Here is a 21,167-nt window from a genome sequence, read left to right as displayed (position 1 = left end):
GCCCGGATTCGCGGCACTGCACGATTTTTCTTCCCTCCCCAGCGCCACCCACGAAGCTCAAGAACCCCAACCGTCCCGCCGATGGTGGAATCGGCATTGGCGCGAGTCGGGGCCTGGTCCGGGGAGCGGCCGGGCGCCTCGGGGCCGAGCGAGGGAAACCGAAGGAAGCCGCAGGCTGACGAGGTTGACGTAGCGGTGCCGGGCGCGCAGGGCGCCCGGACGGCCCCGGAAGCCCGGCCGCTCCCCGGACCAGGCCCCGACGCCAGAAGAACCCGCCTCCGCCGCAGCGCGCCCCCCGCAACTTACTCGATATAGCTCTTGGTGCTATACAACTCCACCGGCAGTTTCCGCAGCACCGGCAAGCCGCTTCCCGCATCCTTGGCCTGCATGTCGATGTACGTCTGCAGCACGTCGGCGTCGAGCACGCCGATATCCTGGCGGCGTTCGGCGGGCACGTTGGCCAGGGTCTTGTAGCCGTCGCCGCCGGTGGCGTTGAAGCTCAGCACGAACAGCTTGTAGGTGCGGGCCGGGTCCAGCGGCTGCCACGCGCCGGTGGCGGCGTCGCGCACCTCCACGTTGGACACGCGGTTGCCTTGCGCCTGCAGGCTGTTCACGTCGAAGCGCAGGCCGCCGGTGTACGGGTACGGGCCGGTGCTGCCGCCCGGGCCATAGACCGCCTGCAGGCCGTCTTCCAGCATGCTCTTGACCTCGGCGCCGGTCACGTCCAGGCGCCACAGCATATTGCCGAACGGCACCACTTCGATCACCCTGGCCGCGGTTACCTCGCCTTCCAGCGGGATGCGCACACCGCCGCCGCTCTGCAGCGAAATGTCGGCGCCGCCGTACAGGGCGTTGGCCACTTCCACATAGGCTTGCGCCACCAGTTGCTGGATATCGCCGCCGCGCACGCTGACGCTGCCCAGCGCGTTGCAGGCCGCGCTGGAGCGGCCGTAATCCACCGAGCCGGGGCCGCCGGGCACGCGGCGCGAGCACAGTTCCTCGGGCACCGAGGCGACCACGCTCTGGCTGTAGGCGTCGACCTTCTCCTTGTAGGGCTGCAGCACCGCGGTGGCCTCGGGGTCCGGGGCCTGCACGCGCAGGAAGCCGCTGGCGGCGATGTCGGCCCGCATGGCCGCCTCGTCCGCCGGGTTGGGGGTGGTGCCGCCGACGGCGAGCGCGTCGCCGATCAGCACATGCGGCGTGCCCGCGCAGGTGGTGACGTCGCCGTTGGCGTCGAAGCTGACCTTCAGCTCGCCCACGACCTGCGAGTATTCCCGCGCCTGCACCAGGCAGACGCGCTTGCCGTCCTTGTCGGTCAGTTCGGTCGGATAGGCGCCGGCCGGCGAGCCCACGCCGTAGGCGGACATCGCGTCGGGGCCGAGCAGGGTATGCGAATCGCCGCCCACCACCACGTCCACGCCGCTCAAGCCGGCGATCACCTGCTTGTCGTAGCCATAGCCAATGTGGCTCATGACGATGATCTTGTTCACGCCCTGGGCGCGCAGCGCGTCGATCTGCTCCTGGGCGGCAGCGGTCTCGTCCGAGAACACGGTGCCGGGGTCGGGGCTGGACGACTGCTGCGTCTTGTTGGCTATGGTCAGGCCGACCAGGCCGATCGGCTGGCCGTCGCGCTGCACGATGGTCGACGGCTGCACCAGTCCCGGCGCGCGCGAGGGGTTCAGCGGCGAGTCGGCGCCAAAGCTGACGTTGGCGCTCAAGAGCGGTGTCTGGCAGGCGCCGGCATGCAGCAGTTCGATGAAGCGGCGCAGGCCGCTGTCGCCCTTGTCGAACTCGTGGTTGCCCAGTGTCATCGCGTCGAAGCACACCGTATTCATCAGGGCCGCGTCGGCCTCGCCCGGTTCGCCGGCGCGGTTGAAATACAGCGTGCCGGTCATGGCGTCGCCGGCGTGCAGCTTGAGCACGTTGGCCGATTGCGCCGCCAGTTCCTCGATGGCGGCCGTCACGCGCGGGAAACCCCCGGCGTCCACGCTCACCGCCGTGGCGGCGCCGGCGGCGTTCTTGAGCTGCAAGGTCCGGGACTTGGAATCCAGGTTGGAGTGATGGTCGTTGATGTGCAGGATGGTCAACTCCATCGGCCGGTTCGCCGCCGGCGGGGGCGGCGCCGGGGGAGCGTCGTCGTCGTCATCGCTGCCGCTGCCGCAGCCGGCCAGCAGGGCCAGGGTGCTGAACAGGAATGCGCTCGTGTTTCTTTGCCAGGGTTTCATCATTCCGCGTGCCATGGGAAAAGGAAGCGGAATGATTGACGACGCAGATGACGTCGCGATGAATGCAACAGGACATGACTGTGACGGCGCGCCGGGCCGCGCGACATGACAGCGAGGTTGCAGCCGCGGCGGTTCAGGCGGCGGCCAGCCGCCACAGCGACGTGACCTCGGCCGCGCGCGCCGCGTGCAGCGGGTCGTCCGGGTCGGAGGCGCGCGGGTGCGTCGGGCGCGCATCGAGCCGGTCGAGCACGCGCAGGCCGTGCCGGGCGATCAGGGCCGGCACTTCGTCGGCCTGGCGCAGGCCCAGGTGCACGGCCAGGTCCGACAGGATCAGCCAGCCTTCGCCCCGCGGCGCCAGGTGCGGCGCCAGCCCTTGCAGGAAGCCGCGCAGCATGCGGCTGTCGGGGTCGTAGACCGCGTGCTCCACCGGCGAGCTGGGCCGGGCCGGCAGCCAGGGCGGATTGCAGACGACCAGGGGCGCCTGGCCGGACGGGAAGAGATCCGCCTGCACGACCTCGACGCGCGCGCCCAGGCCCAGCCGGTCGAGGTTGTCGCGCGCGCAGGCGAGGGCGCGCGGGTCCTGGTCGATGGCGACCACGCGCTCGACGCCGCGGCGCGCCAGCACCGCGGCCAGTACGCCGGTGCCGGTGCCGATGTCGTAGGCCAGCGCGGCCTGGCCGCCCGGCAGCGGCGCGCGCGCCGCCAGGTCCAGGTATTCGCCGCGCACCGGCGAGAAGACGCCGTAGTGCGGATGGATGCGCGCGCCGCCCAGCGCCGGGATGGGCACGCCTTTCTTGCGCCATTCGTGCGCCCCGATGACGCCCTGCAGTTCGCGCAGCGATGCCAGGTACGGACCGACGGCCGGGCCGTAGGCCTGCAGGCAGGCTTGCCGCACGTCCGGCGCGCGCCGCAGGTCCAGTCCGTGGTCGGCGTCGAACGACAGCAGCAGGCTGCCCAACAGGCGCGCGCGCTGCGACTGCGCCTGGCGGTGGCGGTTGAATGCATCCAGGGCATTGTCGGCCGGCTTGCGGGGCTTCTTGTCGATGCGCCGTGCCAGGGCCTGCATTAACTGGCGGGCGTTGTGGTAGTCGCCGCGCCACAGTAGCGCGGTGCCTTCGCAGATCAGCCGGTAGGCCGCGTCGGCGCGCAGCCGGTCGTCGGCGACCTGGATGCGGGCTGGCGGCGGCGCGGCGCTTTCCGAGCGCCAGAGCGCGGAACGGGGTTGGCCGGATTCGATCCAGTGGACGGTGGGCGAGGTGGACATGCGGGCGGCATTGGGGCGGCTGGCCCGCCAATGTAGCAGTTCCCGTGCCGCGCGGGTCTGGTGCAGGCCGTGGCGCGGCTCCGCCCGCCCGGGGCCATTTGACGCCGCGCAGGCGCGGCGGCCGGCATCCGCCCTCAGGCGGCGCGGGGCGCGAGCCGCGCGCGGTGGCGGGTGACGGCTTCCAGCACCAGCCCGGACAGGCGCACCTCGCCCGCCTGCCCGTCGGCGTGCTGGCTGAGGAAATCCAGCAGCGCGCTGCGCATGCGGGGCTCCCAGAACTTGTGGATGTGGCCGGCCACGCCTTCGATTGCTTCTTCGCGGTCGGGCAGGGCGTCGAAGAAATCGCCGATGCGATTGGCCATGCGGATCAGGTTGGCGATGTCCATGGGCGTTCAGGATAGGATGCGTTCGGCATGCGAATATAGGGTGGCGTCGGCGTTGCGCACGAAGCCCAGCAAGGCGACGTTGGTGTTCTGCGCCACGCGGATGGCCAGCGCGGTGGGCGCGGATACCGCCGCCAGGATGCCGATGCCGGCGGCGGCGCATTTCTGCACCATCTCGTAGCTGGCGCGGCTGGATACCAGGACCAGGCCGGCGCGCGCGTCGACGTCCTGGCGGGCCAGCGCGCCGATCAGCTTGTCCAGCGCATTGTGGCGGCCTACGTCCTCGCGCACCAGGCGCACCTGGCCGCCGGCGTCGGCCCAGGCCGCGGCGTGAGTCGCGCCGGTGATATCGTGCAGCGCCTGGCTGCCGCGCATGGCGCGCATGGCGCCGAGCACCGCGGCCAGGGCCACGGCGGGGCCGTCCGGCACGGGCGGGAGCTGGCGCAGCGCTTCCGGTAGCGTCTCGACGCCGCACAGGCCGCAGCCCGTGCGACCGGCCATGGCGCGGCGGCGCGCCTTGAGACGCGCGGCGCAGGCGCTGGAGATCTCCACTTGCACCACGATGCCGTTGAACTGCGGCGCCACCTCGATGCCGCGCACGTCGGCCGGCCGGTCGACGATGCCTTCGGTCAACGAAAACCCCAGCGCGAAATCTTCCAGGTCGGCCGGCGAGGCCAGCATGGTGGCGTGGCTGATGCCGTTGTATTCCAGCGCCACCGGGGTTTCTTCGGCGACGCGGTCGGTCTGCGTGGCGGCATCGGGCGCGCCGCCGCGCACGCGCAGCACCGTCGCGTCGGCGCAATCGGCGCGCGCGGCGGGCAGGCGGCGGTACAAGCGGTCGTCCATGGGGCGCGCCCGGCTCACTTGCCGCTCAGCGCGGCCTCGCTCTCGCGGGCCCGTTCGCGCAGCAGCTTGTGCTGGATATCCGAAAAGCGCGACCACTGGCGCTGCCATTCCGAGGGCTGCGTCACGCGCATCACCTGCACCGCCGTCACCTTGTATTCCGGGCAGTTGGTGGCCCAGTCGGAGCTGTCGGTGGTGACCACGTTGGCGCCCGACTCGGGGAAATGGAAGGTGGTGTAGACCACGCCCGGCTGCACCCGGTCGGTCAGCGTGGCGCGCAGCACCGTCTGGCCCGCCCGGCTGTGCACGCCGACCCAATCGCCTTCGGCGATGCCGCGGTCCTCGGCGTCCTGCGGATGGATCTCGAGCACGTCCTCGCTGTGCCAGGCCACGTTGGCGGTGCGGCGCGTCTGCGCGCCGACGTTGTACTGCGACAGGATGCGGCCGGTGGTCAGCAGCAGCGGGAATTCGCGGGTGCTGCGTTCGTCCGAGGGCACGTATTTGGTGATCATGAACTTGCCCTTGCCGCGCACGAATTCGTCGATGTGCATGATGGGCGTGCCGTCCGGCGCGGCGTCGTTGCACGGCCACTGCAGGCTGCCGAGGCGGTCCAGTTTTTCGTAGGTGACGCCGGCGAAGGTCGGCGTCAGGCGGGCGATCTCGTCCATGATCTCGCTGGGGTGGCGGTAGTCCATGGGATAGCCCAGCGCGTTCGACAGTGCCGCGGTCACCTGCCAGTCCGACAGGCCGTTCCTGGGTTCCATGACCTTGCGCACGCGCGAGATGCGGCGCTCAGCGTTGGTGAAGGTGCCGTCTTTTTCCAGGAACGACGAGCCCGGCAGGAACACATGCGCGTACTTGGCGGTCTCGTTCAGGAACAGGTCCTGGACCACGATGCATTCCATGGCCGCCAGCGCGGCCGCCACGTGCTGCGTATTGGGATCGGACTGCACGATGTCCTCGCCCTGGCAGTACAGGCCCTTGAAGCTGCCGGCCAGCGCCGCCTCGAACATGTTGGGGATGCGCAGCCCGGGCTCGGGCTGCAGGGTCACGCCCCAGTCGGCCTCGAAGGCGCCGCGCACGGCGTCGTCCGAGATATGCCGGTAGCCCGGCAGCTCGTGCGGGAACGAGCCCATGTCGCACGAGCCCTGCACGTTGTTCTGGCCGCGCAGCGGGTTGACGCCCACGCCTTCGCGGCCGATGTTGCCGGTGGCCATGGCCAGGTTGGCGATGGCCATCACCGCGGTGGATCCCTGGCTGTGCTCGGTGACGCCCAGGCCGTAGTAGATCGAGCCGTTGCCGCCAGTGGCGTACAGGCGCGCCGCGCCGCGCACGTCGGCGGCCGGCACGCCGGTGACCGCCTCGGTGGCCTCGGGCGCGTGCTCGGGCCGCGCGACGAACTCGCGCCACTGTTCAAAGGCCTTGGCTTCGCAGCGGCGGGCCACGAAGTCCTCGTCGACCAGCCCTTCCGTCACGATCACGTGCGCCATGGCGGTCAGCAGCGCCACGTTGGTGCCGGGGCGCACCGGCAGGTGGAACGCGGCCTTGATGTGCGGCGAGTTGACCAGCTCGGTGCGGCGCGGATCGATGACGATCAGCCGCGCGCCCTGGCGCAGCCTGCGCTTCAGGCGCGAGGCGAACACCGGATGCGCGCTGCTGGGGTTGGCGCCCATCAGGATCACCACGTCGGTATGCATGACCGAATCGAAGGTCTGCGTGCCGGCCGATTCGCCCAGCGTCTGCTTCAGGCCATAGCCGGTGGGCGAATGGCAGACGCGCGCGCAGGTGTCGACGTTATTGGTGCCGAAGGCGGCGCGCACCAGTTTCTGCACCAGCCAGGTTTCCTCGTTGGTGCAGCGCGACGACGTGATGCCGCCAACCGCGTCGCGGCCGTGCCTGGCCTGGATGCGGCGGAATTCGGCGGCCGCGTAGTCGATCGCTTCCTGCCACGAGACTTCGCGCCACGGGTCGGTGATGCGCGCGCGGATCATCGGCTTGAGCACGCGTTCCTTGTGGGTGGCGTAGCCCCAGGCGAAGCGGCCCTTCACGCAGGCGTGCCCGCGGTTGGCCTGGCCGTCTTTCCAGGGCACCATGCGCACCACTTCCTGGCCCTTCATTTCGGCCTTGAAGCCGCAGCCGACGCCGCAGTACGCGCACGTGGTGATCACCGAATGCTCGGCCTGGCCCATCATGATGACGGTCTTTTCCTGCAGGGTCGAGGTCGGGCAGGCCTGCACGCAGGCGCCGCAGGACACGCACTCGCTGTCCAGGAACGGCTGGTCCTGCCCGGCCGCCACGCGCGAGGCGAAGCCCTTGCCGGAGATGGTCAGGGCGAAGGTGCCCTGGGTTTCCTCGCAGGCCCGCACGCAGCGGTTGCAGACGATGCACTTGGACGGGTCGTACGAGAAATACGGGTTCGAGTCGTCGGTGCGATCGTGCCGGTGGTTGGCGCCGTCGTGGCCGTAGCGCACCGCGCGCAGCCCCACCACGCCGGCCATGTCCTGCAGCTCGCAATCGCCATTGGCCGGACAGGTCAGGCAGTCGAGCGGGTGGTCGGAGATATACAGCTCCATGACGCCGCGCCGCAGCTCGTGCAGCTTGGGGGTCTCGGTGTAGACCACCATGCCGTCCTCGGCCGGCGTGGTGCACGACGCGGGATAGCCGCGCCGCCCGTCGATCTGCACCAGGCACAGGCGGCACGAGCCGAACGGCTCGAGGCTGTCGGTGGCGCACAGCTTGGGGATGTTGATGCCGGCTTCGGCCGCGGCGCGCATCACGGAGGTGCCTGCCGGCACCGTGACCGGCTGGCCGTCGATGGTCAGGGTGACGAGCGTGTCGGCCACGCGGGCGGGGGTGCCCAGGTCGCGGTCGCGCTTGATGACGGTTTCGAGCATGGCTGGCCTCGTGGTGGTCAGGCCGGGTGTGCGGCCGCGCGCGCGGCCACCCCGAAGTCTTCTGGGAAATGGTCCAGTGCCGACAGCACCGGGTAGGGCGTCATGCCGCCCAGCGCGCACAGCGATCCGCCCAGCATGGTGTCGCACAGGTCGCGCAGCAGGTGCACCTGCTGCTCGTGCTGCGGGCCGCGCGCCGCGATCTTGTCGAGCGTCTCGACCCCGCGCACCGCGCCGATGCGGCACGGGGTGCACTTGCCGCACGATTCGACCGCGCAGAACTCCATGGCGTAGCGCGCCATGCGCGCCATGTCGACCGTGTCGTCGAACGCCACGATGCCGCCGTGGCCGATCATGGCCGAGATGGCGGCGTAGCCTTCGTAGTCCAGCGGCACGTCCCATTGCGATTCGGGCAGGTAGGCGCCCAGCGGGCCGCCCACCTGCACCGCGCGCAGCGGCCGCCCGGAGGCGCTGCCGCCGCCGTAGTCGTACAGCAGTTCGCGCAGGGTCACGCCGAAGGCCGCCTCCACCAGGCCGCCGCGCTTGAGGTTGCCGGCCAGCTGGAACGGCAGGGTGCCGTGCGAGCGCCCCATGCCGTAGTCGCGGTAGTAGGCCGCGCCGCGCGCCAGGATGATGGGCACCGAAGCCAGCGAGATGACGTTGTTGATGACGGTGGGCTGCCCGAACAGGCCGGCGATGGCCGGCAGCGGCGGCTTGGCGCGCACCACGCCGCGCTTGCCTTCCAGGCTTTCGAGCAGCGAGGTTTCTTCGCCGCAGATATAGGCCCCGGCGCCCTTGCGCACTTCCAGGTCGAAGCGCCGGCCGCTGCCCTGGATGTCGTCGCCCAGCCAGCCGGCGCGGCGCGCCCGCTCGATGGCCTGGTCCAGCGCGGCGATGGCGTGCGGGTATTCCGAGCGTACATAGATGTAGCCGTAGGTGGCGCCCACGGCCAGGCCGGCGATCGCCATGCCCTCGATCAGCACGTAGGGGTCGCCTTCCATCAGCAGGCGGTCGGAGAACGTGCCGGAATCGCCTTCGTCGGCATTGCAGACAATGTATTTGCGGGGCGCCGGCGTGGTCAGCACGGTCTTCCACTTGATGCCGGTGGGAAAGGCCGCGCCGCCGCGCCCGCGCAGGCCCGATTCGATGACCTCGTCGACGATCTGCCGCGGCGTCATCGCCAGCGCGCGCCGCAGGCCCTGCAGGCCGCCATGCGCTAGGTAGTCGTCGGGGCAGAGCGGGTCGGTGACGCCCACCCGCGCGAAGGTCAGGCGCTGCTGCCGCTTCAGGTAGGGGATGTCCTCGGTCGGCCCGTGGCGCAAGCGGTGCGCGCCGCCCTGCAGCCAGCCGGCCTCGAACAGGCCGGCCACGTCCTCGGGCTGCACCGGCCCGTAGGCGATGCGGCCGGCCGGGGTAGTGACTTCGGCCAGCGGTTCCAGCCACAGCAGGCCGCGCGAGCCGTTGCGCACGAGGCGCACTGCCTGGCCGCGGCGGGCGGCCTCGTGTTCGATGGCGCGCGCCACCGCGTCGGCGTCCATGGCCAGCGCGGCGGCGTCGCGCGGCAGGTAGACGGTGACCGGCGCGTTCATGGCCGGGTCTCCGCGTCGCCTTGCGCGGCGCGCGCCAGCAGCCGGCCCAGCTTGTCCGGCGTGACGCGCGCATGCGGATGGCCGTCGATCATTACCGCCGGCGACTGGGCGCACAGGCCCAGGCAATAGACCGGCTCGAGCGTGAACGCGCCGTCGGCGGTGGTGCCGTGGAAATCACAGCCGAGCGCCTGGCGCGCATGGTCGGCCAGGCCGTCGCCGCCCATCGCCTGGCAGGATTCGGCGCGGCAGACTTCCAGCACGTGCCGGCCGGCCGGCTTGCCGCGGAAATGCGGGTAGAAGGTGATCACGCCATGGACTTCGGCGCGCGACAGGTTCAGGGCCTCGGCGATGGCGGGCACCGCGTCGGCCGGGATACAGCCCAGTTCATCCTGCACGGCATGCAGGACGGGCAGCAGGGCGCCGGGCTGGTCGCGCAGGCGCGCCGCGGCGCGCGCGGCCACGGCGGCCGGGCCGGACTGGCGCGCCGGCACGGCCGGCGGCCCGCCGCGGGCGCTGCCCGGTGGGTTTTGTTCGGCCGGGGAAATCGGCATGGCGGTCTCCTGGTGGCGGCCCTGCCGTGGGCAGGGCGCATGGCGTTCTTGTGGCGCCCCGGCGGGCTTTATAATATGTTTTATAAAACATATAAATACGCCGGGCTTCGCTGGATCAGCGTACTCTAAACGCCAATCTGACCAGGTTCAATAAGAAATTAATGACATATAAATTCCGCATTGGGCTGCGGCCGCAATGGCTCCTGGAAGGCGCCGCCGGCGAGCCCGGCCAGCCGCTGCAGGACATGCTCTCGCTGCTGTCGGCCATCGACGCCACCGGCAATATCGCGGGCGCCTGCCGTGCCTGCGGCCTGTCGTACCGCCATGCCTGGGGAATACTGCGCCGCTTCGAAGACCTGTTCGGCACGCAGTTGCTGATCACCCGGCGGCGCCAGGGCACCGAGCTGTCGCCGTTCGCCCAGCGCCTGCTGTGGGCCAACCGCCGCATCGAGGCGCGCCTGATGCCTACCCTGGAAAGCCTCGCTTCCGAATTGCAGGAAGAGCTGGAACAGCTGTTGCCCGAGGCGCTTCCGCACTTGCGCCTGCATGCCAGCCACGGCTTCGCGGTGGAGGCTCTGATGCAGCACATGAGCGGCCGTCAACCAGGGCTGGAACTGCGCTACCGCACCGCCATCGAGGCGCTCGCCTCGCTGGAGCGCCGCGAGTGCGACCTGGCCGGCTTCCAGGTGCCCAGCGGGCCGTTCGAGGCGCCCATCATGGCGCGCTACGCGCAATGGCTGTCGCCCGACGACTACCTGCTGATCCATCTCGCGGTGCGCAATACCGGCTTGTTCGTGGTGGCGGGCAATCCCAAGCGCATCCAGGGCATGGCCGACCTGGCGCGCCCCGACGTGCGGTTCGTGAACCGCCAGATCGGTTCCAGCACCCGCTATCTGGTGGGGCTCATGCTGGAGCAGGCGGGCGTGTCGACCGGCGCCGTGCAGGGCTACGAGACCAATGAATTCACCCACATGGCCATCGCCGCCCACATCGCCAGCGGCATGGCCGACACCGGAGTGGGCGTCGAGACGGCCGCCTCGCGCTTCGGCCTGGACTTCATCCCGCTGGTGCGCGAGCGCTATTTCTTCGCCATCCGCCGTGCGTCGCTGGATGCGCCGGCCATGCAGGATTTGCTCGGCATCATGCGTGGCCGGGAGTACCTGTCCTATGTCAGCCAGCTGGCGGGCTACGATGCCACCGACACTGGCCGGCTCCAGACGCTGCAAGAGGCGTTTGGCCGAACCACATGGCAGTGATTTGCGCGATATGATGTCTGCATGAGCAAAGTCATCTTCCTGGCCGATCGCACCGTCCCGCGCGTGCCGCAGGCGCCTTTGCCGCCCGCCGGGCAGCCCGCGCTGGACGCGCGGGCGCGCCCCATGCGCGACCTGCGCATCTCGGTCACCGACCGCTGCAACTTCCGCTGCACGTATTGCATGCCGCGCGAAGTGTTCGACGGCAACTATGTCTTCATGCCGCAGTCGGCGCTGCTGTCGTTCGAGGAAATCACCCGGCTGGCGCGCCAGTTCGCGCAGCTGGGGGTCGAGAAAATCCGCCTGACCGGCGGCGAGCCGCTGCTGCGCAAGAACATCGAGGCCCTGGTCGGCATGCTGGCCGAGCTGCGCACCCCGGCGGGCCGGCCGCTGGAACTGACCCTCACCACCAACGGCACGCTGCTGCGCCGCAAGGCGGCCGCCCTCAAGCAGGCCGGCCTGACGCGCGTCACCGTCAGCCTGGACGCCCTCGACGCCGACATGTTCGCGCGCCTGAGCGACAGCACTTTCACGCCCGACGACGTGCTGCGCGGCATCGACGCCGCGGCCGAGGCCGGGCTGGCGCCCGTGAAGGTCAACATGGTGGTGCGGCGCGGCCTGAACGACGACCAGATCCTGCCGATGGCGCGGCGCTTCCGCCATACCGGCCATGTGCTGCGCTTCATCGAGTACATGGACGTGGGCACCACCAACGGCTGGAACCTGACCGAAGTCGTCCCCAGCGACGAGGTGCTGCGCGTGATCGGCGCGGCGCATGCGCTGCGCCCGCTCGAAAGCGAGATCATGGGCCGCGTGGCGGAACGCTGGGCCTATGCCGACGGCGGCGGCGAGATCGGCGTCATCTCCAGCGTCACCCACGCGTTCTGCGGGGGCTGTACGCGCGCGCGCCTGTCGCCGGAGGGCAAGGTGTTCCTGTGCCTGTTCGCCTCGCAGGGGCACGACCTGCGCGGGTTGCTGCGCGGCGGCGCCAGCGATGCGCAACTGGCCGAGGCCATTGCCGGCATCTGGGCGCAGCGCGACGACCGCTACTCCGAGCTGCGCGGCCGCGGCACCGCGCCAGCGGCCGGCGAGCGCCGGGTCGAGATGAGCTACATCGGCGGCTGACCGGCGCCTCAGGCCGGCGCGGCGAGCGCGCGCGCCAGCGCCTTGCGGTCGACCTTGCCCACGGAATTCTCGGGCAGGGCCTCCACGAACACCACGTCCTCGAGCTGGTGGATGCGCGACAGCCGGTTCGCCACCAGCGCCTTGAGATCGGCCGCGCCGGGGCGGGCCCCGGGCGCCGGCACCACGAACGCCACGGGCACTTCGCCCAGGTCGGCATCGGGCTTGCCCACCACGCAGCAACTGTGGACCGCCGGGCTGGTGCACAGCGCCTGCTCGATCAGCATGGGGGAAATGTTCTCGCCGCCGCGGATGATCACGTCTTTCAGCCGGCCGGTGATGTAGAAGTAGCCGTCGGCGTCGCGGCGCCCCAGGTCGCCGGTGCGCAGCACGGCGGGCGCCGGTTCCAGCACGCCGTCGGCGGCGGCGCCGACGTAGCCCAGCATCAGGCTGCCGCCGGCGATGCAGATTTCCCCATCCACGTCGGGACGGGTGATTTCCTGTCCGCCGGCATCGCGCAGGAAGACCCGCTGGCCTGGCAGGGGCCGGCCGATGGAGCCGATCCTGCGCTGTCCGGGCGGGTTGATGGTGGAAGTGCAGGTGGCTTCGGACAAGCCGTACGAGACGATCAGCGGGCAGCCCAGCATGGCTTCGATGCGGGCATGCAGCTCGCGCGTGATGGGCGCCGAGCCGCAGCGCGCGAAGCGCAGGGCAGCCAGGCTGGCCGGGGTGCAGGGATGGTCCAGCATGCGCGAGTACATGGTGGGCACGCCGGTGATGAGGGTGGGGCGGTGCAGGTCCATCAGCACGGGCATGTCCTGGGCGCGGAACCGGTCGCCGAGCACGACGGATGCGCCGGCCAGCAGGGGGCTGAAGAGCTGGTTGTTCAGGCCGTTGGTGTGATACAGCGGCATGACGTGCAGCAGTTTGTCGGCCTCGGTGAGGCCGGTGGCCGGGACGATGCCGCGCGCGTTGTTGAGCAGGCCGCGATGGCTCTGCAGCACGCCCTTGGGGCGGCCGGTGCTGCCGGAGGTAAACAGCAGCAGGCCGGGGTCGTTGGCGGCGATGTCGGGGTTCCAGAAGGGCGCGGCCGGTTCCAGCGCGTCGGCGTCGAGCAGCTGGATGCCGGGCATGCCGGCATAGGCGGCGCGATTGGAGCGGTCGGCCAGCACGACGCCGATGCCGGCCGTGGCGAGCCGGGCCAGGATTTCGTCGCGTGTCAGGCGCGGCTCCAGCGGGCAGGGGCAGGCGCCGGCGGCCATGGCGCCGAGTATGGCGGTCACGCCGGTGAGCGTGCGCTCCATGGCGATAGCCACGCGCTGGCGCGGCGCCACCCCCGCCTGCCGCAGCCGGCCCGCCATCGCGGCCACCGCGTCATGCAACTGCCCATACGAAAGCGTCGTCTCGCCGCGCGCGTCGATCAGCGCGGGGCGGTTCGCCCAGGCTTGGCTGCGCCACAGTTCCAGGTAGGCGGCGCACAGGGTGGGGGGGAGGGGCATGGCGGGTTCCTCTCTTTGTTTATCTAGGCGGCAGCGGGTGCGGGGGGATTGTTTCGTGTCTGGGGGGTGGTGGTTCGTTTCGTGCGGAGGGCGGTGTTCATCGGGCGTCCTGGCCGGGGCTGGGCGGTGCGGGCCGGCCACGTCGCCATGCGTGGGCGCCTGAAGAACCCAACCCCGCTCCCTCCTCCATCCAACCCCCCCGGGGGCCCACCCCCCTTTACCGTAGCGTCACTGCGGCATCGCGCTCGAACGTGCCGTCCGGGTCCAGTTCGGCCAGGGCGCGGGCTTCGCGCTCGGTGGGCGGTTCGGTCGGCGCGGCGCCGGTGTGATCGAAGCTGAAACCGGTGCGTTCCTGGACTTCCTGCAGGCTCGATTCCGGATGCCACGATTGCAGGGCCAGCCGGCCGTCGCGCTTGACGAACACCGCGATCGGCGTGGCCACGCCGTGGAAGCCGCCCCACGAGGTGCGGAAATGCAGCTGTTCCACGAACGTGCGGCGCGAGTGCTCGGTGCGCCAGGTGCAGGCCCGCTTGGCGGTGGGCAGCATCACCGCGCCGCCGCCGCCGCCCGGCAGCCGCACTTTCGGCTGGTGCCAGTCGCCGATGCAGGAATTGTTGGCGTTGCCCGCGCCATCGATCTGCGCGGCGCCCAGGAACGTCAGGTCCATGCGGCCGCGGCAGCACAGGTCGTAGAAATCCTCGTTGTCGAAAATCGACGCACTGTGCTCCGCCAGCACCGGGTCCGAACTGGACAGCGGCACCTTGGATGGCCGCGGGTCCACCCCGCCCGCGACGTTGATGTAGATGAAATCCCAGTCATAGGCCCGCTTGGCCAGCAGGCAGGCCAGCATCGGCAGGGTCGAGTTCACGCCGCTGAAGGTGATCTCGTCCGGGCGGATGAAGCGGGCCAGGTTGGTGACGATGTACGAGAAAGGCGACCAGCGAGTGCTCATGCGTGCTCCTGCGAGACTTCGGGCGCGGCGTCCAGGTGCGCCTGCAGCGCGGCGGGATCCAGGTAACGCTCTACCGCCGCATAATCGATTTCGTATTCCGGCCAGCACGAGCCCGGCCACGCTCCCTGCGGCACCACCGCGTAGGCTTGCACCATGAAATAAGGAACCAGCGTGACCTCGGGCTGGCGCTCGAACACCTCGCTGTCGACCACGCGCTCGGCCACCACCAGCACGCTGCGCGCGGCGCGGCTCATGATGCGGTCCCAGTGCGACGTGCCCAGCACGCGCACGTTGCCGCGGCGGTCCACTTCATTGGCGTGGATCACGGCAAAATCCGGCTGCACGGCCGGGATCACCCACGCCGACTTGCCCGTGCCGTAAGGGTCCTCCAGGCGTTGCCAGCCGTTGATGTCGATCAGCTGGCTGCCCTCGACCCCGGCGCAGGGCTGGAACGGCACCCCGTAGGCGGCGGCCCGCAGGCCGGCGGTCAGCGTGGCGCAGGCGTGTTCCTCCAGTTCCAGTTTGCCCGTCTCGACCGCCTTCCGGTAGTAGGGCGCCAGGCCGAAATTGCCTTCCATGGCGACGATGCCGGTGCGCGCGCGCGCCGCGACGCCGGCGCGGCACAGCAGGTCGATGTCGTAGCCGGGCGATTGCTTGATGATTTCCAGGCGCGCCTTGTTCTGCCGCACCAGTTCGCGCACGAAGGCGAACGGTCCGCGGTGCAGGAAGCTGCCGCCCAGCGCGACCGAGGCGCCGTCGGGTATCAGCGCGGCCAGGTCGGCCAGCGGCACCTGCTTGTCTTGCTGGTTGAATCCGGATGACATGAATATTCCTCCTCCGTGGCCGGGCGGGCTGGGTTCAGCCGTCCAGGTATTGCCGTATGCGCGCCTTGAATCCCGGCCGCGATGCCGACCGGACCAGCGCCGCCAGGTCGGCGTCGGGCGCATTGGTGTCGAGTGCTTCGTACAGGCTGGCGCGCGTCGGCGCGTCGAGCGCCGTGGCGGTGTCGGCCGCTTGCTGCATATGGGCCGGCCAGTCGGCATCGGCCGCGAGCCGTTGCACGAAGCCGATGCGGGCGGCTTCCTCGGCGTCGAAGCTGCGCGCGCTGCCCAGGATGGACCGCGCATTGTCGGCGCCCACCATATTGCGGAAGCGCCGGGTGCCCAGCACCAGCCCGAATTTAAGGCCGGGCATGCGGAAGCTGGCGTCCGGTGTGCACAGGCGCAGCTTGCAGGCGGCGATCAGGTCGACCCCCGCGCCGAAATTGCGGCCATGGGCCAGCGCCAGGGTCAGGCTGGGCGAGCCGGCCACGCGCTGCAGCAAGGTCTCGATGCGCACCATGCGCAGCAGCAGGTCGCCCTCGCTTTGCGCTTCATAGCCGGTGAAGTCGAACCCGGCGCTGAAATTCTTGCCGGCCCCGCGGAACACCAGCAGCGGGACTTGATCCGCATGGGCGGCATCCACGCCTTCGATCAGCGCCTCGACCAGTTCGGCCGACAGCGCGTTGCGCTTGTCGGGCCGGTTGAGCGTGTAGGTCCAGGCCCGCGGGGACTTGTCGATGGTGAGCACGGTGTCGGTCATGGCCATTATTGCTCCGTGCGGGCGCGCAGTTCGGCCAGCACTTCCGCGTTGTGCTCGCCCAGTCCGGGCGGACGCCGCGCCACGCCGGCGGTGCGCGCGTCGAAGCGGATGGGCGACACGAAAGTCCTGGTCTGCGCGCCATTGGGCAGCGTCAGGTCCTGCACCCATTGCATATGCTCGACCTGCGGGTCGCCCAGCACGTCGGAATAGCGGTTGATCGGCGCGCACGGCACGCCGGCCTCGCGAAAGCGCGCCAGCCAGGTGTCGGCATCCGCGCCGGCGAAGATCTCTTCCAGGATGTCGCGCAGGCTTTCCTGGTGGGTGGCGCGCGCGGTGGTGCTGGCATAGCGTTCATCGTCGAACAATTCCGGGCGGCCGACCACCTGGCACACGGCTTTCCAGAGCGAATCGTTGCCGGCCGCCATGCCGAAATAGCCGCCACGGCAGCGGAACACCTGGTAGGGCGCATTGCGCGGGTGCGCCGAGCCCAGCTTGACCGGATCCACTCCCATGCCGAAATACTGGGAAGTCTGCAGCGCGGCGATGCCCAGCGTGGCGCCCAGCATGGAGACATCGATGTGCGTGCCCGGCTGGCCCGCCTGCACGGCGCGCAGCGCGGCCGCCACCGAGAAGGCGCCGTACAGGCCGGCGGTGAAATCGCAGACCGGCACGCCGCACTTGACCGGGGCGCCGTCCGGTTCGCCGGTGACGCTCATGAGGCCGCTCATGGCCTGCAGGGTCAGGTCGAAGCCGCCTTCCTGGCTGCGCGGGCCGCTTTGCCCATAGGCCGAGATGGAGCAGTAGACCAGCCCGGGATTGCGCGCCGACATGGCCTGGTAGCCCAGGCCGAGGCGTTCCATGACGCCGGGCCGGTTGTTCTCGATCAGCACGTCGGCATGCGCGATGAGGTCGGCCGCCACCTGGCGGTCGGCCTCGTCCTTCAGGTTCAGGGCCACCGAGCGCTTGTTGCGGTTCAACGAGGCGAAATTCTCGCTGTAGCCATCGGTGATGGGCGCCCAGCTGCGCAGGGTGTCGCCCGTGCCGGGGGGTTCGATCTTGATGACGTCGGCCCCCATGTCGGCCAGCAGCAGGCCGCAGAAAGGCCCGGCCGCCACATTGCAGATTTCGATGACCCGTACACCCGCCAGGGTGGATTCCTGCTTCATTTGTGCTCCTGTGGGCCGTCCCCGGCCGAATGCGATTGACGCCTGGAATGTTATATGGGAGCCTATAAAAAATCAAATAATAGAATTTAAATCCCAAAAAATGGGACTTCATCAAAGGAGACTGTCATGACCGCATTCCTTTCCCGCCTGGGCGGCGTCCTGCTGCTCGCCGCCGCCACGACCGCGCTGGCCGGTTCCTGGCCCGCTGCTCCCATCCGCATGGTGGTGCCGTACCCGCCCGGCGGCGCCACCGATTTCTCGGCGCGTGTCTATGCCGAGGAGCTGGCCCGCATCCTGGGCCAGCCGGTCGTGGTCGAGAACAAGGCCGGCGCGGCCGGCGAAATCGGCGCGCAGGCGGTGGTCAATGCCAAACCGGACGGATACACCGTGCTGCTGGGCGCGGTAGGCAGCCTGGCGATCAATTCCCTGCTGCCCTCAAAGCAGCAGCAATATGCGTTCCCCGAGTCGCTGCGCGGCGTCTCCATGGCCACTACCACGCCGCTGGCGGTGGTGGTGCGGGCCGACCTGCCGGTGCGCGACATCCAGGAACTGGTCGCGCTGGCCAAGCGCCGGCCCGGCGAACTGTCGTACGGCTCGGCCGGCTACGGCTCGTCGCAGCACATGGTGGCCGAGAAGTTCCAGCTCGCCACCGGCACGCGCCTGCTGCACGTGCCCTACAAGGGCAGCGGCCCGGCCCTGGCCGACCTGATGGGCGGGCAGGTCGACATGGTGTTCGACACCATGCCCACGCTGATGTCGCAGGTCGCCAACCCGAAGCTGCGCTTCATCGGCGTCACCACGGCAGCGCGCGCGCCGGCGCTGCCGGACGTGCCGACCCTGCAGGAACAGGGCGTGGCGGGCTACGACCTCAGCACGCGCTATGCGATGCTGGCGCCGCGCGACACGCCGGACCAGGTGGTGCAGCGCCTGTCGGCCGCCATGCGGCAGGCGGCCGCGCAGCCGTCGGTGCGCCAGGCCATGGCGGGGCAGGGCGCCACGGCCGTGCCGACCTCGCCGCAGCAGACCGACCAGGCGCTGCGCGACGAGATCGCCATCTGGGCCGACGTGGTCAAGAACGCCGACCTCAAATGACCGCGGACGGCCCGGATGCCAAGGGGCCAGCGCATACAATGGCGTGCGTGGCAATCTGGTAACCGTACATGGACAAGACTCTACTGAAGGGATTGATGGTGCTCGAGACCGTCAGCAAGCTCGACGGCCGGGCGCACACGCTGGACGAGATCGCCAAGGTGTGCGGGCTGTCGCGCAGCAACACCCACCGGACCCTGCAGACGCTGGCCCATGCCGGATACGTGGTGCGCGACCAGGACACCGGCAGCTATCGCAGCACGCTGAAGATGTTCGAGCTGGGCGCGCGGCAACTGTCGAACATGGATGTCCGCTCCTATGCGCCGCCCTTCATGCGCGCCCTGGCCATCCAGACCGGCGAGACCGTGCACCTGTCGGTGCTCGACGGGCTGGACGTGGTCTACATCGACAAGATCGACAGCCCGCAGCCCATCCGCGCCTATTCCGTGATCGGCGGCCGCGCGCCGGCCTATGCCGTGGCTACCGGCAAGGCCTTGCTGGCGTTCCAGCAGCTCGACTACATCTCGCACTACAAGAGCCAGCTGCATTCGCACACCCAGACCACGCGCGCCACCGAAGACGTGCTCAAGCAGGAACTGGCCGAGGTCGCGCGCGCCGGCTACGCCATCAACCGGGGCGAGTGGCGCGACGGCATCGGCGGCGTGGCGGCGCCCATCTTCAGCGGCCTGGAGCGGCCGGTGGCGGCGCTCGGCATCTCCGGCCCGCTGGACCGCCTGACCTCGGTGAAAATGGCCCAGTATGTCCCGCTGATCCTCGACGCCGCCGAGGCCATCTCGCGGCAGCTCGGCTACTCCGGCCCCTACGCCAGGCCGGCCGGCACGGCCTGACGCCGGCCGCCGCGCCAGCCGCGCGCGGCCTTCTGTTTCTCTTGTCCCGCCATGCGCGCGCATGGCGCCTCTCCTCTTCGCGCAGGTGCCAGACACCCACCGGGTGTCTGACACCTTGCACCTCCCTGACTTCTCCTCGCGCCGGTGTCAGGCACCCATAGTCCGGCACCCACCATGCAAGCACTTTTTAATCCCAAATAACAGGACGCAATATCCAAAAGGTTGAACGCCACGGTTTTTGCGCGTAGTATGAATTTAAGTCCTGAATAAAAAGATATAAGTCCTAATAATTGGGAAATAAGGAGACTGCGTGAAGATCGTCAATGTCGAAACCCTCGCGTGCGACGCGGGCTGGCGCAACTATCACTTCCTGAAGGTTGAGACCGACGCGGGCATCGTCGGCTGGAGCGAATACGACGAAGGGTTCGGCTCGCCGGGCGTGACTGCCGTCATCGCGCAATTGGCACAGGGCCTGGTCGGCCAGCCGGTGCCCGGCCCGCAGCGCTTCTATGCCGAGGCCTACAGCAGGACCCGGCCGGCGGCCGGCGGGGTGGTGGGCGAGGGCATCGGCGCACTCGAGAACGCCTTGCTCGATGTACGCGCCAAGGCGCTCGGCGTGCCGTGCTACGAACTGCTGGGGGGCAAGCTGCGCGACCGGCTGCGGGTGTACTGGTCGCACTGCCCGGCGTGGCGGATCAACCATCCCAAGTACTTCGGCCCGCCTGTCACCGACCTGGACGGCGTCAAGGCCATGGGCGCCGAGGCGCGCGAGCGCGGCTTTACCGCGCTCAAGACCAACCTGTTCCTGTTCGATGACGGCCCCGCGCATGCCTGGCGGCCCGGCTTCGCCGCGCCATTCCATCCGGAGCTGAACGTCGAGCGGCGGCTGGTCCGCAATCTGCGCGACAACCTCGAGGCCTTGCGCGATGGCGCCGGTCCCGACATGGATATCCTGCTGGACCTGAATTTCAACGCCAAGACCGAGGGCTATCTCAAGCTGCTGCGGGCCATCGCCGACCACGACCTGTTCTGGGTCGAGATCGACAGCTACAGCCCCGACGCCCTGGCCTATATCCGCCAGCACAGCCCCCATCCGGTGAGCTCCTGCGAGACGCTGTTCGGCACCCGCGAGTTCCTGCCGTTCCTGCGCGGCAACGCGGTCGACGTGGCCATCGTGGACGCGGTATGGAACGGCGTGTGGCAGTCGGTGAAGATCGCCGACCTGGCCGAGACGCACGAGGTCAACGTGGCGCCGCACAATTTCTATGGCCATTTGTGCACCTTCATGAACGCGCATTTCGCCTGCGCCGTGCCCAACTTCCGCATCATGGAAACCGACATCGACCGGCTGGCCTGGGACGATGAACTGTTCACGCATGCGCCTGAATACCGCGATGGCCACCTGCTGGTGCCGGACCGGCCCGGCTGGGGCACCGACCCGATCGAAGAGGCGCTGCGCGCCCATCCGCCCAAGGCCGGCGGCGGCCTGATCCAGCCGCGCCCGCGCCATTGAATCCACGGCGGGCCGCGGCCCGCCACCATCCCCGTAGCCAAGGAGACAAGCATCATGATGAATAACTGGACCGACACGCTGACCAACCTGCGCAAGGCCGCCGGCGCGTTCGCCGAGGCCAATCCGCCGGTGGTCGGCGCGTATCGCGGCCTGAACGAGGCGCTCGGCAAGGGCCAGGCGCTCGACGCCAAGACCCGCGAACTGATCGCGCTGGCCGTGGCGGTGACCACGCGCTGCGACGGCTGCATTTCCTCGCATGCGGCGGCGGCGCAGCAGGCCGGCGCCACCGCCGAGGAAGTCGCCGAGGCGCTGGGTACCGCGGTGGCGCTCAATGCCGGCGCCGCGTATGTGTATTCGGTGCGCGCCCTGGAGGCCTTCGGCCAGTTCCAGCGCTGAGC

Annotated in this window: 18 protein-coding genes; 6 read left to right on the top strand and 12 right to left on the bottom strand. The window is 69.8% G+C overall.

Annotated elements, in window-relative coordinates; translation table 11 throughout:
• Nucleotides 1-302: 302 nt before the first annotated feature.
• From ACKTT0_RS02180 to ACKTT0_RS02150, 7 genes are all read right to left on the bottom strand, one after another.
• Nucleotides 303-2,225 carry a bifunctional metallophosphatase/5'-nucleotidase gene (locus ACKTT0_RS02180; protein ID WP_407852371.1) on the bottom strand — a complete coding sequence of 641 codons (1,923 nt, stop codon included), beginning with the start codon at nt 2,223-2,225 and terminating at the stop codon, nt 303-305.
• A gap of 133 nt (nt 2,226-2,358) precedes the next feature.
• Complete coding sequence (locus ACKTT0_RS02175) at nt 2,359-3,489, bottom strand: methyltransferase (protein WP_407847725.1); 1,131 nt, start codon at nt 3,487-3,489, stop codon at nt 2,359-2,361.
• Between the two features lie 134 nt (nt 3,490-3,623).
• Nucleotides 3,624-3,875, bottom strand: a complete 252-nt coding sequence (locus ACKTT0_RS02170) for a formate dehydrogenase subunit delta (RefSeq protein WP_407847723.1) — start codon at nt 3,873-3,875, stop codon at nt 3,624-3,626.
• A gap of 6 nt (nt 3,876-3,881) precedes the next feature.
• Nucleotides 3,882-4,718, bottom strand: a complete 837-nt coding sequence (fdhD, locus tag ACKTT0_RS02165; RefSeq protein ID WP_407847722.1) for a formate dehydrogenase accessory sulfurtransferase FdhD — start codon at nt 4,716-4,718, stop codon at nt 3,882-3,884.
• Nucleotides 4,719-4,732: 14 nt separating this feature from the next.
• Nucleotides 4,733-7,609 carry a formate dehydrogenase subunit alpha gene (fdhF, locus tag ACKTT0_RS02160; RefSeq protein ID WP_407847720.1) on the bottom strand — a complete coding sequence of 959 codons (2,877 nt, stop codon included), beginning with the start codon at nt 7,607-7,609 and terminating at the stop codon, nt 4,733-4,735.
• 17 nt (nt 7,610-7,626) lie between these two features.
• Nucleotides 7,627-9,195 carry a formate dehydrogenase beta subunit gene (locus ACKTT0_RS02155; protein ID WP_407847718.1) on the bottom strand — a complete coding sequence of 523 codons (1,569 nt, stop codon included), beginning with the start codon at nt 9,193-9,195 and terminating at the stop codon, nt 7,627-7,629.
• Nucleotides 9,192-9,746 (bottom strand): formate dehydrogenase subunit gamma, encoded by a 555-nt coding sequence (locus ACKTT0_RS02150; protein ID WP_407847716.1) that lies wholly within the window; start codon nt 9,744-9,746, stop codon nt 9,192-9,194. The genes ACKTT0_RS02155 and ACKTT0_RS02150 overlap by 4 nt, the downstream gene beginning before the upstream one ends.
• A 161-nt stretch (nt 9,747-9,907) precedes the next feature.
• On the opposite strand from ACKTT0_RS02150, the gene ACKTT0_RS02145 reads away from it, so the two are divergent.
• Nucleotides 9,908-11,002 (top strand): substrate-binding domain-containing protein, encoded by a 1,095-nt coding sequence (locus ACKTT0_RS02145; protein ID WP_407847715.1) that lies wholly within the window; start codon nt 9,908-9,910, stop codon nt 11,000-11,002.
• 21 nt (nt 11,003-11,023) lie between these two features.
• Complete coding sequence (moaA, locus tag ACKTT0_RS02140) at nt 11,024-12,124, top strand: GTP 3',8-cyclase MoaA (RefSeq protein ID WP_407847713.1); 1,101 nt, start codon at nt 11,024-11,026, stop codon at nt 12,122-12,124.
• Between the two features lie 8 nt (nt 12,125-12,132).
• On the opposite strand, the gene ACKTT0_RS02135 is transcribed toward moaA, so the two are convergent.
• The 5 genes from ACKTT0_RS02135 to ACKTT0_RS02115 form a co-directional block, all read right to left on the bottom strand.
• The gene (locus tag ACKTT0_RS02135) at nt 12,133-13,620 is read right to left on the bottom strand and encodes a class I adenylate-forming enzyme family protein (protein WP_407847711.1); all 1,488 of its coding nucleotides are present in this window, start codon (nt 13,618-13,620) and stop codon (nt 12,133-12,135) included.
• Between the two features lie 217 nt (nt 13,621-13,837).
• Nucleotides 13,838-14,572, bottom strand: a complete 735-nt coding sequence (locus ACKTT0_RS02130) for a CoA-transferase subunit beta (protein ID WP_407847709.1) — start codon at nt 14,570-14,572, stop codon at nt 13,838-13,840.
• Entirely contained in the window at nt 14,569-15,396 is an 828-nt protein-coding gene (locus ACKTT0_RS02125; RefSeq protein ID WP_407847708.1) for a CoA transferase subunit A, read from the bottom strand. The genes ACKTT0_RS02130 and ACKTT0_RS02125 overlap by 4 nt, the downstream gene beginning before the upstream one ends.
• 34 nt (nt 15,397-15,430) lie before the next feature.
• Complete coding sequence (locus ACKTT0_RS02120) at nt 15,431-16,153, bottom strand: enoyl-CoA hydratase/isomerase family protein (protein WP_407847707.1); 723 nt, start codon at nt 16,151-16,153, stop codon at nt 15,431-15,433.
• Between the two features lie 5 nt (nt 16,154-16,158).
• Nucleotides 16,159-17,319, bottom strand: coding sequence for a CaiB/BaiF CoA transferase family protein (locus ACKTT0_RS02115; protein WP_407847706.1), 1,161 nt, complete (start codon nt 17,317-17,319; stop codon nt 16,159-16,161).
• Between the two features lie 126 nt (nt 17,320-17,445).
• Between ACKTT0_RS02115 and ACKTT0_RS02110 the strand changes: the two genes are divergently transcribed.
• The 4 genes from ACKTT0_RS02110 to ACKTT0_RS02095 all read left to right on the top strand — a co-directional run bounded on the left by ACKTT0_RS02110 (nt 17,446) and on the right by ACKTT0_RS02095 (nt 21,165).
• Nucleotides 17,446-18,411: a tripartite tricarboxylate transporter substrate binding protein gene (locus tag ACKTT0_RS02110; protein ID WP_407847704.1), complete on the top strand. Its 966-nt coding sequence runs from the start codon at nt 17,446-17,448 to the stop codon at nt 18,409-18,411.
• A 68-nt stretch (nt 18,412-18,479) separates the two neighbouring features.
• Entirely contained in the window at nt 18,480-19,256 is a 777-nt protein-coding gene (locus ACKTT0_RS02105; RefSeq protein ID WP_407847703.1) for an IclR family transcriptional regulator, read from the top strand.
• A gap of 310 nt (nt 19,257-19,566) precedes the next feature.
• Entirely contained in the window at nt 19,567-20,769 is a 1,203-nt protein-coding gene (locus ACKTT0_RS02100) for a mandelate racemase/muconate lactonizing enzyme family protein (protein WP_407847701.1), read from the top strand.
• A gap of 54 nt (nt 20,770-20,823) precedes the next feature.
• The gene (locus tag ACKTT0_RS02095) at nt 20,824-21,165 is read left to right on the top strand and encodes a carboxymuconolactone decarboxylase family protein (RefSeq protein ID WP_028353041.1); all 342 of its coding nucleotides are present in this window, start codon (nt 20,824-20,826) and stop codon (nt 21,163-21,165) included.
• Nucleotides 21,166-21,167: the final 2 nt, after the last annotated feature.

The sequence above is a fragment of the Bordetella saccharivorans genome (assembly GCF_045862855.1).
GTDB lineage: Bacteria > Pseudomonadota > Gammaproteobacteria > Burkholderiales > Burkholderiaceae_B > Bordetella_A > Bordetella_A petrii_F.
This window is presented reverse-complemented; position numbering and strand designations above follow the sequence as displayed.